Genomic DNA, 14,559 nt, shown 5'->3' with positions numbered 1-14,559 from the left:
CATTACTCCTTCTGGGCGGACGGGTTGGTTAGCACCAGGTGTCCGACCGCCGTATTCGACGCGGGCACATGGTAGAACCGGTGATTCAGCTCCGGGGCATCCCCACCGAACTGGTCATCCATCGCACCGCGGGCGATGAGCCAGTCCACGAGTTCGATGCCCTCAGAGCCCGCCTCGTCAACGTACTCCATGTGCTGCCATTCGGTCAGCCCCAGCGGGTCCTCGATGAGGTGGTCCAGGAACGCGTTGTCCCACTCCTCATTGATGAGGCCGGCGCGCGGGCCCTGCAACTGGTGGCTCATGCCGCCGGTGCCCCAGATCTGCACGTTGAGCTCTTCGCCGTCCCATTTGTCCAGCGCGCGGCGCAGTGCCTTGCCCAGCTCGTAGCAACGACGTCCGGACGGCACCGGGTACTGCACGACGTTCACCGCCAGCGGGATGACCCGCACGGGCCACTGCTCCTCGGGGCTGAGCTCACCGAACACGAGCGACAGCGGAACGGTCAGGCCGTGATCGACGACCATCTCGTTGACGAGGGTGAGGTCGAAGTCATCCTGGATGACCGACTGGGCGATGTGCGCAGCAAGCTCCGGGTAACCCTTGACGTCCGGAACCGGACGCGGGCCGTAGCCCTCATCAGCAACCGGATACTCGGCGCCCGTACCGAGCACGAAGGTCGGAATGATCGACGCGTCGAAGGCGGTGGCGTGGTCGTTGTAAACCAGGATGACGACGTCGGGCTTCTCGTCCTTCACCCACGAGCGCGTCCACTGGTAGCCGTCGAAAACCTTCTTCCAGTACGGCTCTTCGGTCTTGCCGAGATCCATCGCGGCACCGATAGCCGGCACGTGCGAGGTGAACAACGCGGAGGTGTACTTCGCTGGCGCATTCGGGCGGAAGGTCTCGGCCTTCTCGCCGGGCGCAGGAGGGGTCCAGCCGTCCAGATCCTTCAGACGGTTGCCCTCGGGGCGCCGCCCACCGCCGACCATCATGTCGCGGTACGCGGCCTCGCTCATGCCGGTCATGGAGCCGGCCATCTGCTGGAAGCTCAACCCATGCGTGGCGCCGATCTTGCTGAGGAAGTAGATGTTCCCGCCCTCAGCGATCATGGTATTCATGTCCATGTCGAGCACGGCCTGACGCTGCACCGGGTTCAGCGGCCACTCGTCGAGGTAGGCCTCCTGGTCGGCGAGGAAGCGCGCACGGTTCTCCGGCTTCATCAGCGACATCGAGAACTGGTTGAGGTGGTAGCCCTTGCGGGCCTGGTCGGCATCATAAATCGTGGTGCCAGGAATGTCCTTGTACGGCTTATCGAGTGCCATGGTCATTCTCCTTCTTGCCAATAGAGGCGGCGCGGATTGTCCACGAGCAGCTTCTTCTGCAGCTCGGGCGTCGTCGCGATCTGGGGGATGTAATCGACCAGCAGCCCGTCGTCAGGCATGTGGTCTTTCAGGTTGGGGTGGGGCCAATCGGTGCCCCACAGCACGCGGTCGGGGAACTCCTCAACCACGCGACGGGCGAACGGCACGACGTCACTGTACGCCTGCTGCTCACCATTAAGGGCGCGGGGACCGGCGACGCTCAGCCGCTCCGGGCACGACACCTTGGTCCACACGTTGTCGTTCTCGCGCATGAAGCGCAAGAACAGGCCGAACTCTTCGCCGTCGACGTCCTTCGTGACGTCAGGCCTACCCATGTGGTCGACGACGACGGGCGCCGGGATGCTGGAGAAGAAGTCGTAGAGCTCGGGAAGATCCTCTGCCTCGAAGTAGATGACCACATGCCATCCGAGAGGCGTGATCTTCTGAACGATGTCGTCAAGCGAGTCGGTGGGGACCCGGTCGACGAGACGCTTGACGAAGTTAAAGCGCACACCGCGAACGCCCGCCTGATGCAACTCGGCGAGCTGCTCGTCGGTCACGTCGCGGCGAACGGTGGCGACGCCACGGGCACGGCCCTCGCTGCGGTTCAGCGCGTCGACGAGTGCGGAGTTGTCTGCGCCGTGGCAGGTGGCCTGCACGATGACGTTGCGGTCGAAACCGAGGTGGTCGCGCAGTGCGAACAGCTGCTCAGCCGAAGCATCGCACGGGGTGTACTTGCGCTCGGGGGCGTAGGGGAATTCCGCGCCAGGGCCGAAGACATGGCAGTGCGCATCGACGGCTCCTGCGGGCAGGGTGAACGTCGGCTTCGTGGGACCGTCGTACCAGTCCAGCCAGCCTTCTGACTTCGTGAAGTCACCCGTGGTGTCACCGTGCGCCATGCTCAGTCCTCCACATATTCCAGGCCGGCTTTGGCGAGCGGCTCGCGCATGCCGTACAGGTCGAGTCCGAGGACACCGTCGCGGAACTTCTGGCGCTTTTCCTCTTCGTTGTCTTCGCGCTTCTGGCTGGCATCCGCTACCGCGCCGACGAGCTCGCGCGGAACCACAACGACACCGTCGACATCGGCGACGATCACGTCTCCCGGGTTGACCAGGGCATTGGCTGCGACGACCGGCACGTTGACGGAACCGAGCGTGGCCTTGACGGTGCCCTTGGAGTTGATCGCGCGGGAGAAGACCGGGAAGCCCATCTTCTCGAGGTCCTCAACATCGCGAACGCCGCCGTCGATTACGAGGCCCTTGCAGCCACGAGCGGTGAGGGAGGTGGCGAGCAGGTCTCCGAAGAATCCGTCTTCGCTCTCGGTGGTGCAGCCGGCGACGATCACGTCACCCTCCTGCACCTGCTCGGCAGCGACGTGGAACATCCAGTTGTCACCGGGCTGCAGCAGAACGGTGACGGCGGGACCGCACATCGCCGCACCCTTGTAGACGGGACGAATGTAGGGGCGCATGAGGCCGACGCGGCCCATCGCCTCGTGGATGGTCGCAACGCCGAACTTCGACAGGCGCGCGACGTCATCGGGGTCGGGGCGCTGGATGTTCGTGTGGACGATGCCGAGGTTATTCAGTCGCATTTTCTTCTCTCGTTCTCAGAGACCGCGAGCGGTCAGGGCGCGGTCAAGGCGCGGGTAGACGCGGCGGGCGTTGCCCTCGAAGACCTGGGCCCGCTGGGTGTCGGTGAGGTTCGCGGTGGCGTCGACGTACTTCTTGGTGTCGTCGAAGTAGTGACCGGTGCGCGGATCGATGTCGCGGACCGCGCCGATCATCTCGCTCGCGAACAGGATGTTGTCGGTGGGGATGACGTCGGTCAGCAGGTCGATACCGGGCTGGTGATAGACGCAGGTGTCGACGTAGACGTTGTCGAGCAGGTATTCCTCGAGCTCGGGCTTGCCGAGTGCCATCGCGAGTCCGCGGAAGCGGCCCCAGTGGTAAGGGATCGCCCCGCCGCCGTGCGGGATGACGAGCTTCAGGTCGGGGAAATCCTTGAAGAGGGTGTCGCCGCCGCGGATCAGCTGCATGAAGGCCGTCGTGTCGGCGTTGAGGTAGTGGTCACCGGTGGTGTGCATCACGTCGGGCATGCACGTGGAGCTCACGTGGATCATGGCCGGGAGCTCGTACTCGACGAGCTTCTCGTAGATCGGGTACCAGGACCGGTCGGTGATCGCCGGGGACGTCCAGCGGCCGGCCGACGGGTCGGGGTTGATGTTGACCGTGACAGCCCCGAGCTCCTCGACGGCGCGAGTGATCTCCGCGACGGTGGTCTTCGGGTCCTCGCCCGGGGACTGCGGGAGCATGGCGCCCATCATGAACCGGTCGGGGAACAGCGAGCTGACGCGTGCGACGAGGTCGTTGCACATGCGTGCCCAGGTCGCGCTGACTTCACGGTCGCCGATGTGGTGCGCCATGAACGATGCACGCGGGCTGAAGACGGTGAGGTCGCTGCCGCGTTCGTTCATCAGGCGGAGCTGATTCTTCTCGATGCTCTCGCGGATGTCGTCGTCGCTGACCTCGAGCGCGGCGGGGTCAGGAGCGTCGCCCTCGCCCTTCGTGAAGGCGATCTGCTGTTCACGCCAAGCGCCGACCTGCGCGGGAGCCGTCGTGTAATGGCCGTGGATGTCAATGATCAACGTGTGTCGTCCTTGTCACTCGGATGCTGTCACTCGGATGCTGTTGCTCACGACTCTAGGTCGCCGTTTCCATACAGTCCAATAGATGTTTTGCACCCAAACTATAGATACGCTCTATACATGGTCATGGCGGATCTCAACCAGCTGCGCACCTTCGTCGTGCTCTACGAGTTGCGCAGCGTGACAGCCGCTGCCGAACGCCTGCACGTGACGCAGCCGACCGTCAGCTACACCCTGCGGCGCCTGCGCGAGAAGTTCGGCGATGAGCTGTTCCGCCGTGAGGGGCGGGACATGGTGCCGACGGCGAAAGCCACTGCATTGTTCGCCCCGCTGCACGAAGCCCTCGCGCAGATCGACGAAACGGTCAGCGATCCGGATGCGTTCGAGCCCGCCGGGTTCAGCGGCGAGCTGGCGCTCGGGCTCACCTCGATCGGCGAGCAGACGTTCCTGCCGCCGATCATGGCGGCACTCGCCCGGGAAGCGGCGAGTCCGCACCTGCAGGTGCAACGATTGGATTCTGATCAGGTCGAGGACGGACTGATCCGCGGCACGATCGACCTGGCGATGACCGTTTCGATGATCGGCAGTCCGCGGCTGTGGCGCACGCACGTGCGAGCCGTCGAATACGTGGCGCTGACCTCAGTTGCGCATCCGTTACCCCTGACCGGGGCGGACATGTTCGCCGGACGTCATTTCGTGCGCGTCTCAGCGCGCGGGGGGCACGTGTTCCCGTTGCAGGTGCTGACCGAGCACGCGCTCATGTCGCAGGTCGCACTCACGGTCGAGGAGTACGCGACCGTGCCCGCTGTGCTGCAGGCCACCGACCTCGTCGTACTGCTGCCGAGGCACGTCGCCGAGGTGTTCAGCGGATGGTTCCAAGGGCTGCGGATCACCGATCTTCCGTGGCCCGCGCAGTCGACGCCGGTCTCGCTGTACACCCGGCGCGAGGCGAGCCTGTCACCGGCCCAGAAGTGGTTCCGTCACGTGGTGCTCGACGCCGTCGCCGCCGGCGAGTACCGGCGCAGGCCCGCGTGACGGATTCTTCTTAGGAACGCCGCCCGGCGACGGCGTCCGCCACCTCGATGAGATCCTGCATCCACTTCTCGCCGAGTTCGCGGGTGAAGCGGGCGATCGGCAGCGCAATACTGAAGGCCACGCGCTGACCTCCGAATTCCCCGACCGAGATCGACAGCGCGGCGACGCCCGGCTCGCTCTCTTCGAAGTTCCATGCGATCCGCGATCGGCGCACATCATCGAGCTGCTCCCGAAGCGAATCCAGGTCGACACCGACGTGCTGCGCTCTTGGGCTCGCCAGGGCGACTTTGTAACGCGCGTCGACCTCTTCGTCGGTCAGATCCGCCAGCAGAACCTTTCCACCGGACGTGACGTGCGCTGGGAGCCACACTCCTACGCGCAGTCCGAAGCGCAGAATGTGCGTGCGCGCCTCAATGCCGTCCAAGTGCAGAATGCGCGTGCCGACGAGCGCGGCGACATGCACAGTCTCCCCCGTCCGCTCGAAGAGGTCTTCCAGCGCCGGACGCAGTCGATCGGTCAGCTGCGGAATCCGTGTCGAAAGGCCGGGGTTATGCAGAGCGGGCCCGACCGAGTACCGACGATCGCGCCCCTGCGCGGCAAAGCCGTCCTGCACGAGCGTCGCGAGCAGACGCTGCGCAGTCGAGGCATTGACATCGAGCGCCGCTGCCGCTTCCGTCACCCCCAGATTTCCTTCTTCGATCAGGAGTTTCAGCAGGACAAGCGCCCGGTGGACGGACTCAACTCGCGGAGCATCTTTGCGTATCACGCAAAACAGACTACCTTGCATTGCTTAGCGCGCAATATCCCTCTATCATCGCAACGTCCGGGAAAAACTCCGTACCCCAACGAACGATGAAGTTTGAGGATTCAATGCCGATCAGAACAGACGCAGACCGCGGCGCTATCGTCGTCGGCGCATCGAGCGGAATGGGCGCGGCCATCGTGCGCCGACTCGTCGCAGACGGCATCGAGGTCGTCGCCCTTGATCTCGCCACCGCACAATGGCCCGCTGACCTCGGCGCGACTACCAGCTCGATAGACGTCACTGACCCCGAAGGCGTCGCGCGTGCCATCGCCGAAGCATCCGCACACCTCGCGCACCTCGACATCGTCGTGAACTGCGCCGGCATCCTCGGCCCGGTCGCGCCCACCCTCGAGACCGATCAAGCAACCTTCTCCCGGATCGTCGGACTGAACCTCGGCGGTGCGTTCGCCGTCACGCGGGCCGCACTTGCGCACCTCGTGCCACAGGGCTTTGGCCGGATCATCCACATCGCCTCGATCGCCGGCAAGGAGGGCAACCCGCAGATGGCCGCCTACTCCGCATCAAAGGCGGGAGTCATCGGCATGGTCAAGGCGATCGGCCGCGAGTACGCGGCAAGCGGCGTGACCGTCAACGCCATCGCCCCGGCATCCATCGACACCCCCCTTATCCAGGGGATGACGGCAGAGCGTCGCGAGGTGCAGAAGTCGCTCATTCCGATGGGCAGGTTCGGCACGGCCGAAGAGATCGCCGGCCTTGTCGCCTACATCGCCTCTCCCGATTCCTCGTTCACTACGGGCTTCGTCTTCGACGCCTCCGGTGGCCGGGCCACCTACTAGGAGCACTTATGAACACCACCACGCGCAGCGCGATCGTCACGGGCGGAGGCGGCGGCATTGGCCGCATCGTCTCCGAGCGACTCGCCTCGGTCGGCTACCGGGTCGTTATCGCCGACGCCTCCGCCGATTCGGCCGAAGCCGTCGGAGCATCCCTTCCCACACCGAACGGTGGCCACCGAGTGGTCACCGGAGATCTCACCAGCCCCGAAACGAACCGCGCCGCCGTCGAGGCCGCCCGCGAACTCGGGACGCTGAGCGTTCTCGTCAACGGGGTTGGAATCTCTCCCAAGGACGAAGGGCGCAAGCGTCCGTTCTACGACGTCTCTCCCGACGAATGGGATCTCGTGATGGCCGTCAATGTGAAGGCGCCGCTGCTGTTGGTGCAAGAAGCCTTCCGGCACATGCCAACAGACGGATCGGCATCCATCGTCAATATCCTCTCGATCGTGTCGCGCCTCGGCACCGGCGGTCTCCCGAGCGACACATTCCCGCCCTTCCTTCCGTCATCCATCGCATACGCCGCCTCGAAGGGCGCTCTGCAGAACGTGACCGCCTCACTGTCGCGTGAGCTCTCGAGCTTCCACATCCGCGTCAACGGCGTCGCGCCCGGATTCGTACAGACGCAGATGACTGGCGGGGTGCCATCGGCCGAGGCGCAGCAGATGATCGGGCAGGTTCCGATGGCACGCTTCGCCCAGCCGAGTGAGATCGCGGACGCGATCGAGTTCCTCATCAGCGACAACGCCTCGTACATCACGGGCGCGAGCCTCGACGTCAACGGCGGCATGCTCACCTGCTGAGCGACCAGCTTCCCCATCCACCGAACAACCACAGAATCAGGAACCTCCCGATGTCAACGAAGACAAAAATCCTCACCGAAACGGCGAGCATGCGCGCTCCGGGAAACCAGAGCAAGCGCTCCTCGCTCGCGGGTTTCATCGGCTCCGCGCTCGAGTACTACGACATGTACATCTACGCATCCGCGTCGGCGCTCGTCTTCGCACGCGTCTTCTTCCCGGATGCCGGCGCCACGGGCCTGCTCTACGCCCTCGGACTGTATGGCGTGGCGTACATCGCGCGCCCGGTCGGCGGTTTCCTCGCAGGCCACCTGGGCGACCGCTTCGGCCGACGGAACATCATGATCCTGACGCTGCTCGTCATGGGTATCGCGACGTTCCTCATCGGCTGCCTGCCCTCGTACGACAGCGTCGGCATCCTCGCCCCCACGCTGCTCATCGTGCTGCGCCTGTGCCAGGGCCTGTCCGTGGGCGGTGAGCTCTCCGGCGCATCCTCGTTGACCCTCGAGCACGCTCCGGCGGACCGCCGAGCGCTCTACACCTCATGGGCGATCAATGGCATCTGGGTGGGTTACATCCTCGCCACGCTCGCATTCATCGGCGTCGCGGCCCTCCCCGAAGACCAGCTGCTCTCGTGGGGCTGGCGCGTACCGTTCTGGCTGAGCGCACTCATCCTTGTCGTCGGCCTCATCATCCGTCGCACGGTGCGCGACACCGAAGCGTTCACCGTCGAGAAGGAGATGGGAACCACCGCCAAGATCCCGCTCGGCGAGGTGCTCCGCCATCAGCCTGCCGACGTGGTCCGCGTCATCTTCGCCGCTTTCCTCGTCGTGATCAGCACCACCGTTCCGGTTTACGGACTGACGTACGCGACCAACATCGCCGGGATCGAAGCTGGCACCATGCTGTGGGTCGTGATCGTCGGCTATGTCGTCGCGCTCGTCACGCAGCCCCTGTTCGCCAGCCTCAGCGACAAGATCGGTCGCAAGCCCGTACTGATCGGCGGCAACCTCTTCGGCGCCGCGGCTGTCTGGCTGTTCTTCTGGGCAGTCGGCGAGGCGAACATCCCGATGATCTTCGTCGGCGTGCTGCTGTGCGTCTCAATCGGCTTCGCGGCGACGAACTCGGTGTACCCGGCGTACTTCAGCGAGCTGTTCAACGTGCGCTACCGCGTGACCGGTATGGCCGTCGGTCTGCAACTGGGACTCGTGCTGACCGGATTCTCGCCCGTCATCATCCAGGCCATCTCCACCGCGAACAGCGATGCCTGGTGGCCGGCCGCCGTGTTCACGAGCATCGCGTGTGTGATCTCGGCGATCGCGATCGCTTCGGGCCGCGAGACCTACAAGACGCCGCTCGACGAGCTGGGCGTTGCACAGAACACGGCACGCGCCCCCCAGCGAACGGCACGGACGAACCGATGACCACGCGCACCGCAGATCTTCTCGTCCTCGGCAGCGGCATCGCCGGGCAGACCGCTGCCACTGCCGCGGCAGAAGCCGGCCTTGACGTCATCCTCGCTGAAAAGACCGCTGACCTCGGCGGGTCGACCGTGATGAGCGGCGGCTGGTTCGCCTTCAGTGACACCGAAGAGCAACGCGAAGAGGGTGAAGAGGACTCCACCGAGCTGTTCCTCAAGGACATGCAGGAGGTCGGTGAGTTCCGCAACGACCCCGCCCTCCTGCACGCGTATCTGGATCGTCAGGATGCGGCGTATCACTGGCTCAAGGAGCACGGCGTGCAGTTCCGCGAGATCGAGATCAGCTCAGGCCAGTCGGCGAAGCGGAGCCACAACACGGCGATCACCGAGGTGATGGCAGGACTGCACGAGCAATTCGACACGGCCGGGGGCACGACGCTGCGCGAACATCGCGCGGTTCGTCTGATCACAGACGCATCCGGCCGCGTCACGGGCGCGACCCTTGCGTCATCCGATGGCGAGATCGACGTGATCGCCCGCCAGGGCGTGGTCATCGCGACCGGCGGGTTCACCCGCGGCAACGAACTGATGGAAATCTTCGCACCCGAGCAACTTGCAGCGATCCCCTTCGGTGGCAAAGGCAACACCGGAGATGGCCTGCGGATGGCGTGGAAGCTCGGCGCAGACATGGCCGATATGTCCTTCGTGAGCGGAACGTACGGCTCGCACCCCGAGACGGGCCATGTGCATGAACTGCTCACCGCCTATTACATGGGCGCGATCATCGTGAACCGGGCGGGCGAGCGCTTCACCGACGAGTCGCAGTCGTACAAGACTCTGGGCCGCGCGGTCCTCGACGAGGAAGACGGTCTCGGAGTGCAGATCTTCGACGCCGACGTCCGCGCGAAGTCGCACCCCGGCATCCCGCTGAAAGATATGGAGGCGATCGAGTCGCTCGGTCACCTGCACCACGCCGACACTCTCGAAGAGCTCGCGGAGATCGTCGGCATCGATGGCAATCAGCTGGTTCAGACGGTCGCGCGCTACAACCGCGCGGTGGCCGATGGCACAGCAGATGAACTCGGCCGGGAGAGCCTCTGCAACGGAATCGGCGAGTTGCGCACGATCACGAAGGCGCCGTTCTACGCCTACCCGGCGAAGTCACTCATGACGACGACGTACTGCGGGGTGAAGGTCACACCGGATGCCGAGGTCGTCGATGTCGAGGGTGAGGTCATCCCGGGGCTCTACGCGATCGGTGAAGTCGTCGGCGGCTTCCACGGTGCGGCGTACATGACCGGCACTTCGCTCGGGAAGGGCGCGATCTTCGGACTGCACGTTGCCTGTCAGGCTGCGGAGCGGTCCGGGACATCCGACGCGGGAGCTGCGGCGTGAACTCCTTCGACGTCATCGTGGTCGGCTCGGGCATCGGCGGTTCGTCCGCCGCGGCAGCGGCCGCACGCGCAGGCGCGCGAGTCGCAGTGCTGGAGAAGTCAGCGACGTTCGGTGGATCGGCGGCACTGTCGGCGGGGATGCTATGGACAGCGCCGGACCTGGATTCGTATCAGCGCCGTATCCCCCAGGGCGATGCGATTCTCGGCGAGCGCGTGGTGACGGACTTCCCGGATGCGATCGCAGAGGTTCGTGCAACAGGTGCACGAGTGGCCGACGAGCCGACGAGCGACATCATGACCTTCGGGATCGGGTACTCCACCGACATCCACGCGATTCTCGCAGCGTGCCGGGATGCTGTCACCACTGCCGGCGGCATGATCGTGGCCGACGCTCCGGTGCGGGAACTCCTCATCGTCGGCGGCCGCGTGACGGGTGTCGTCGCGTCAACCGCCGACGGCCCGGTCGAGTACCGCGCGGCGAGTGTCATACTCGCGACCGGCGGATTCGGTCGTGACCCGGAGATGCTGACCCGCTACATCGGCCCGCAGGCCGACAACTTGCTGATGCGCTCGCACGTCGGGAATGTGGGAGACGGCCTGCGCATGGCCCGCGCGGCGGGCGCCGGCGGCAGCCGATCCATGGCGTCGTACTACGGCCACCTCGTTCCCTGGCCGCTGGAGACCTTCGAACCAGAGCACTACCTGCCGTACTCGCAGTACTACTCAGGGTCCACCCTGTTCGTGAATCTCCGCGGCGAGCGCTTCGTCGACGAGACGCTCGGTGACGAGATCATCAATCAGATCGTGCTCGGCCAGCCGGAAAGTCGCGGAGTACTGATCTTCGACGAGCACGTGCACCTCACCGAAGCGCGGCAGGAACCGTTCCCCGGCCTCGGCGCCACCGACAGGTTCGAGACGGCGAAGGCGGCCGGCGGACTGTGGGCGAGCGCCGACACGCTCGATGGTCTTATCGCGCAGATCGCCTCCTGGGGTGTGGATGCCACGACCCTCGCTTCCACTCTTGATGCGTATCGCTCCGCGGCCGATACCGGTGCTGGGTGGGCATCGGGCATCCCCGTCTCAGCGAGCGCCCGAGCTCCGCAGACCGGACCATTCCATGCGCTCATGGTGCAGCCGTCGATCACTTTCACCTTCGGGGGTGTGTCGATCTCGACGCGCGGGGAGGCGCTCGATCCGGACGGTGCACCGATCCCCGGGCTCTATGCGGCAGGGGCAGATATCGGCGGACTGTCGAACGTCGGATACGCGGGCGGATTGGCCCCCGCTTACATCACCGGACGGTGGGCTGGCAGCAGTGCCGCTGACGCCGCCCTCTTGGAAAGGACGCACGAATGAGTGTGACGACAGACGTATTGGTCATCGGCGGCGGCGGATCTGGTCTCACGGCCGCGATCTCCGCCGCGACCAGCGGTGCGAAGAGCATCGTCCTCGAGAAATGCGCCCGCCCCGGTGGCAGCACCGGAATGTCGGTGGGCAGCTTCACCGCGGCGAACACCGCGTACCAATACCGCGCCGGCGTTAACGATTCGATCGATCTGTTCATCGAAGACATGAAGGTCGCCAACGGCAAGGACGAGGCGCGCGAGAACGTCGCACTGAGGCGCGTGCTGGCCGAGAACGCCGGGGCAACACTCGAATGGCTCTCCAGTATCGGCGTGCAGTTCCTCGGCCCGACTCCCGAGCCTCCATACGAGAAGCCCCGCATGCACAACGTGCTGCCTAACGCGGGCGCGTATGTGACGGCACTGCTGCGCGAGGCGCGCAAGCGTGGTGTGCAGGTCGTCACGAACGTCCGCGTAGACCGGCTGCTGCGCAACGCCGATGGCGAGGTCATCGGCGCGAGCGCGAACGGCGTGGAGTACTTCGGCCGTCGTGCTGTCGTGCTCGCGACAGGCGACTACTCTGCCGCGACCGATCTCAAGGCAGCGTATGTCGGCGAGGACGCCGCGCGCGTGCCCGCCGTGAACAAGAGCAACACGGGAGACGGGTTCCGTCTGGGCAGCGACGTCGGCGGCGTGATGCTGCAGATGGACCGCCTCTATGAGGGGCTGCGCTTCCCGCCAGGGCGCTTCCCTGATCCGATCAAGCTGCTGCCGTCGCATCCGTCAGTCTCGCGTCTGGTGCGCCTGGTCGCCGAGCGACTACCCAAGCGCCTCCTCGCAGTGCTCCTGCGCGGAGCGCTCACGAGCTGGGTCGGGCCGAACAACACCATGTATGCCGCCGGCGCCATCCTCGTCAACGAGCAGGGACAGCGCGTCGCGAATGAAGACTCCGACAAGCTGCTTGCTCGCGGAGTCGCGGCAGATAGCAACCGGGGATACATGGTGTTCGACGAAGCGCTCGCAAAGCGGTTCTCAGCGTGGCCGAACCCGGTTTCGACGTTCCCCGGTGTCGCCTACGCCTACGTCGGAGACTACGCACGCTACCGTCCTGACATGTTCCACAAGGCCGACACGATCGAGGAGCTCGCATCGAAGGCCGGGATCGATCCGGCCCGGCTCCGCACGACGATCCAGAAGGTTCGCGAGTATGGGGCGGCAGGAGAGGACCCGGAGTTCGGACGCACCTCGTTCGGCGCGGGTATCAGCGAGGGCCCGTACTACGCGCTCGGTCCGATGCAGTCTTACATCACTCTTGCCGACGGCGGGCTCGCCGTCGACACGACGCTGAAGGTCACGACGCCGGAGGGCGCTCCGATTCCCGGGCTGTACGCTGCCGGCTCCACGGGGCAGGGCGGACTGCAGTTGCTGAACCACGGTCTGCATATCGGCTGGGCGATGGTCTCTGGTCGGATCGCCGGACGCCACGCCGCTCAGGCTTCCCCGCGCACCGATCTCACCTCCGTCGGGGCGAAGGGATCCGTTCTCGAGACGCCGGTTTCGGAGCTGAGCGTCATCCAGTGATCCCCGGTTTCCGGGGCGGTTCTTCTTGTGACGATCGACGCGCGCCGGCCTAGACGCGAGCGACGTGTCAACTTATCGTGAATTCAACTGACGAGTCGCTTCAATTCACGTAAAGTCGCCCAGCCGTCCGCGAGAAATGGCTTTCAGCATGGGACATGGGCCAGCAGCACCTTTCTCATGCAGAAAGGCGTTTCTCGCGGGGCAGGCTACGGCTTCTTCTTGTTCCAACTTGCCTTCGCCGGCGCGAAGGGGCTGCGCACGTGGATCGCCCACGTCGAGTGCGGGTGGATGCGCAGCAGGGCCGTCTCGTAGAACGTGACCGCCTCCGGCGAGAGACTGGGCAGCACCGCATCCTTGTCGATCGTGTCTTCCGGGCGCGGGCGCAGCGCCTTCCAGACCAGCTGCACCTCAGGCGCACCGGTGGGGATGCCGTCGATGTCGAGCACCGCACGATCCCATGGAAGGGTTAGTCGCGGGTCACGCTTGTACGTCCAGGCGCGCGGAGCGCCGTCCTCGGCGTTGATCTGCAGCACCCAAGCATCCTGCTCGTCATCACGCACGAGCACCGGCTGAAGGTCAGCATCCGTCGGGGCATCCGCGAACGGAATGTACTCGTCCTCGCCCTCGGCCGGCGCCCAGGCACTGAATCCAGCAGGCAGGCTTGCGATGAGCGCCGCGAGGTCGGATGCGACGACACTCACGTCGATGTTGGAACGCTCGCGGACCGGCTGGCCGAGCCAGCGATCCAGCGCGACTCCACCAGACAGCCACCAGCGCACCTCGCTACCCGCGAGCAGGGCGGCGGCGCGCTCCGGCGTCAGCGGCGCCCACGGAGTTGCGGCGGCGAGCACGGAGAATGGCATGTTTGAAGGCTACCGCTCGAACCTCAGCAACCATGCCCAGCAGTCACGAGCGCGGCGCGGTCTCCAACATCTGCCAGAGCCCGCGGAAGAGCCCGTCGACCTCACTGGATCCCAGGTTCACGGTGAGCTCGCGCTGCACCTCGATCACCAGGGGCACGAGGCGCGCACGCTCCGCTTCCCCGAGCTCGGTGAGCGTGACGACGTTCCGGCGCGCATCCCCCTCGGCGCGGCGGCGCGCGATGAGCCCGGCCTTCTCCATGCGCCGCACAAGGTCGGCGATCGTCGATCGGTCGAGGTCGACCTCGTCGCACAGCTCACGCTGGCTCGCCTCGCCGAGACGGTCCAGCACCGCGAGGATGCTGTACTGCGCGCTCGTGATCTCGCTCGAAGCCACGCGCGCCCAGGTCGCCAGATGCAGCTGCTGCGCGCGCCGGATGAGGTTTCCGACGTGGCGCTGCGGTTCGGGGAGGTCGGCCATGGTCATCACGGCATCCATCCTCTCAGCCAATCTCGATC

Annotated in this window: 14 protein-coding genes; 7 read left to right on the top strand and 7 right to left on the bottom strand. The window is 65.5% G+C overall.

Features of this window, described 5'->3' with window-relative positions; all coding sequences use genetic code 11:
• Positions 1-2: 2 nt before the first annotated feature.
• The 4 genes from ACSS7Z_RS07230 to ACSS7Z_RS07215 are packed head-to-tail and all read right to left on the bottom strand — an operon-like array spanning position 3 to position 4,008.
• Positions 3-1,322, bottom strand: coding sequence for a protocatechuate 4,5-dioxygenase subunit alpha/beta (locus tag ACSS7Z_RS07230; protein ID WP_438253831.1), 1,320 nt, complete (start codon positions 1,320-1,322; stop codon positions 3-5).
• Positions 1,323-1,324: 2 nt separating this feature from the next.
• Positions 1,325-2,260, bottom strand: coding sequence for an amidohydrolase family protein (locus ACSS7Z_RS07225; protein ID WP_438253830.1), 936 nt, complete (start codon positions 2,258-2,260; stop codon positions 1,325-1,327).
• Positions 2,261-2,262: 2 nt separating this feature from the next.
• Entirely contained in the window at positions 2,263-2,955 is a 693-nt protein-coding gene (ligK, locus tag ACSS7Z_RS07220; RefSeq protein WP_438253829.1) for a 4-carboxy-4-hydroxy-2-oxoadipate aldolase/oxaloacetate decarboxylase, read from the bottom strand.
• Positions 2,956-2,970: 15 nt separating this feature from the next.
• Complete coding sequence (locus ACSS7Z_RS07215) at positions 2,971-4,008, bottom strand: amidohydrolase family protein (protein WP_438253828.1); 1,038 nt, start codon at positions 4,006-4,008, stop codon at positions 2,971-2,973.
• A gap of 120 nt (positions 4,009-4,128) precedes the next feature.
• Here ACSS7Z_RS07215 and ACSS7Z_RS07210 point away from each other — a divergent pair, with 120 nt between their 5' ends.
• On the top strand, positions 4,129-5,043 hold the full coding sequence (locus ACSS7Z_RS07210; RefSeq protein ID WP_438253827.1) for a LysR family transcriptional regulator: 915 nt from the start codon (positions 4,129-4,131) through the stop codon (positions 5,041-5,043).
• 10 nt (positions 5,044-5,053) lie between these two features.
• Here the strand turns inward: ACSS7Z_RS07210 and ACSS7Z_RS07205 are convergent, their stop codons facing one another.
• Positions 5,054-5,809, bottom strand: a complete 756-nt coding sequence (locus ACSS7Z_RS07205; RefSeq protein ID WP_438253826.1) for an IclR family transcriptional regulator — start codon at positions 5,807-5,809, stop codon at positions 5,054-5,056.
• A gap of 104 nt (positions 5,810-5,913) precedes the next feature.
• On the opposite strand from ACSS7Z_RS07205, the gene ACSS7Z_RS07200 reads away from it, so the two are divergent.
• The 6 genes from ACSS7Z_RS07200 to ACSS7Z_RS07175 are packed head-to-tail and all read left to right on the top strand — an operon-like array spanning position 5,914 to position 13,180.
• Entirely contained in the window at positions 5,914-6,645 is a 732-nt protein-coding gene (locus ACSS7Z_RS07200; RefSeq protein ID WP_438253825.1) for an SDR family NAD(P)-dependent oxidoreductase, read from the top strand.
• An 8-nt stretch (positions 6,646-6,653) separates the two neighbouring features.
• Positions 6,654-7,445, top strand: a complete 792-nt coding sequence (locus ACSS7Z_RS07195; protein WP_438253824.1) for an SDR family NAD(P)-dependent oxidoreductase — start codon at positions 6,654-6,656, stop codon at positions 7,443-7,445.
• Positions 7,446-7,495: 50 nt separating this feature from the next.
• Entirely contained in the window at positions 7,496-8,866 is a 1,371-nt protein-coding gene (locus tag ACSS7Z_RS07190; protein ID WP_438253823.1) for an MFS transporter, read from the top strand.
• Positions 8,863-10,257, top strand: a complete 1,395-nt coding sequence (locus ACSS7Z_RS07185) for an FAD-dependent oxidoreductase (RefSeq protein ID WP_438253822.1) — start codon at positions 8,863-8,865, stop codon at positions 10,255-10,257. Before ACSS7Z_RS07190 ends, ACSS7Z_RS07185 begins: the two co-directional genes overlap by 4 nt.
• The gene (locus ACSS7Z_RS07180) at positions 10,254-11,612 is read left to right on the top strand and encodes an FAD-dependent oxidoreductase (RefSeq protein ID WP_438253821.1); all 1,359 of its coding nucleotides are present in this window, start codon (positions 10,254-10,256) and stop codon (positions 11,610-11,612) included. Before ACSS7Z_RS07185 ends, ACSS7Z_RS07180 begins: the two co-directional genes overlap by 4 nt.
• Positions 11,609-13,180 carry an FAD-dependent oxidoreductase gene (locus ACSS7Z_RS07175; RefSeq protein WP_438253820.1) on the top strand — a complete coding sequence of 524 codons (1,572 nt, stop codon included), beginning with the start codon at positions 11,609-11,611 and terminating at the stop codon, positions 13,178-13,180. The genes ACSS7Z_RS07180 and ACSS7Z_RS07175 overlap by 4 nt, the downstream gene beginning before the upstream one ends.
• Positions 13,181-13,386: 206 nt before the next feature.
• Here the strand turns inward: ACSS7Z_RS07175 and ACSS7Z_RS07170 are convergent, their stop codons facing one another.
• On the bottom strand, positions 13,387-14,043 hold the full coding sequence (locus tag ACSS7Z_RS07170; protein WP_438253819.1) for a nucleotidyltransferase domain-containing protein: 657 nt from the start codon (positions 14,041-14,043) through the stop codon (positions 13,387-13,389).
• 43 nt (positions 14,044-14,086) lie between these two features.
• Complete coding sequence (locus ACSS7Z_RS07165; RefSeq protein WP_438253818.1) at positions 14,087-14,527, bottom strand: MarR family winged helix-turn-helix transcriptional regulator; 441 nt, start codon at positions 14,525-14,527, stop codon at positions 14,087-14,089.
• Positions 14,528-14,559 lie beyond the last annotated feature (32 nt).

Source organism: Microbacterium wangyouchuni, from assembly GCF_051546305.1.
Lineage (GTDB): Bacteria > Actinomycetota > Actinomycetes > Actinomycetales > Microbacteriaceae > Microbacterium.
The sequence above is the reverse complement of the archived record's forward strand: the minus strand, read 5'-3'. Positions and strand labels throughout refer to the sequence as shown.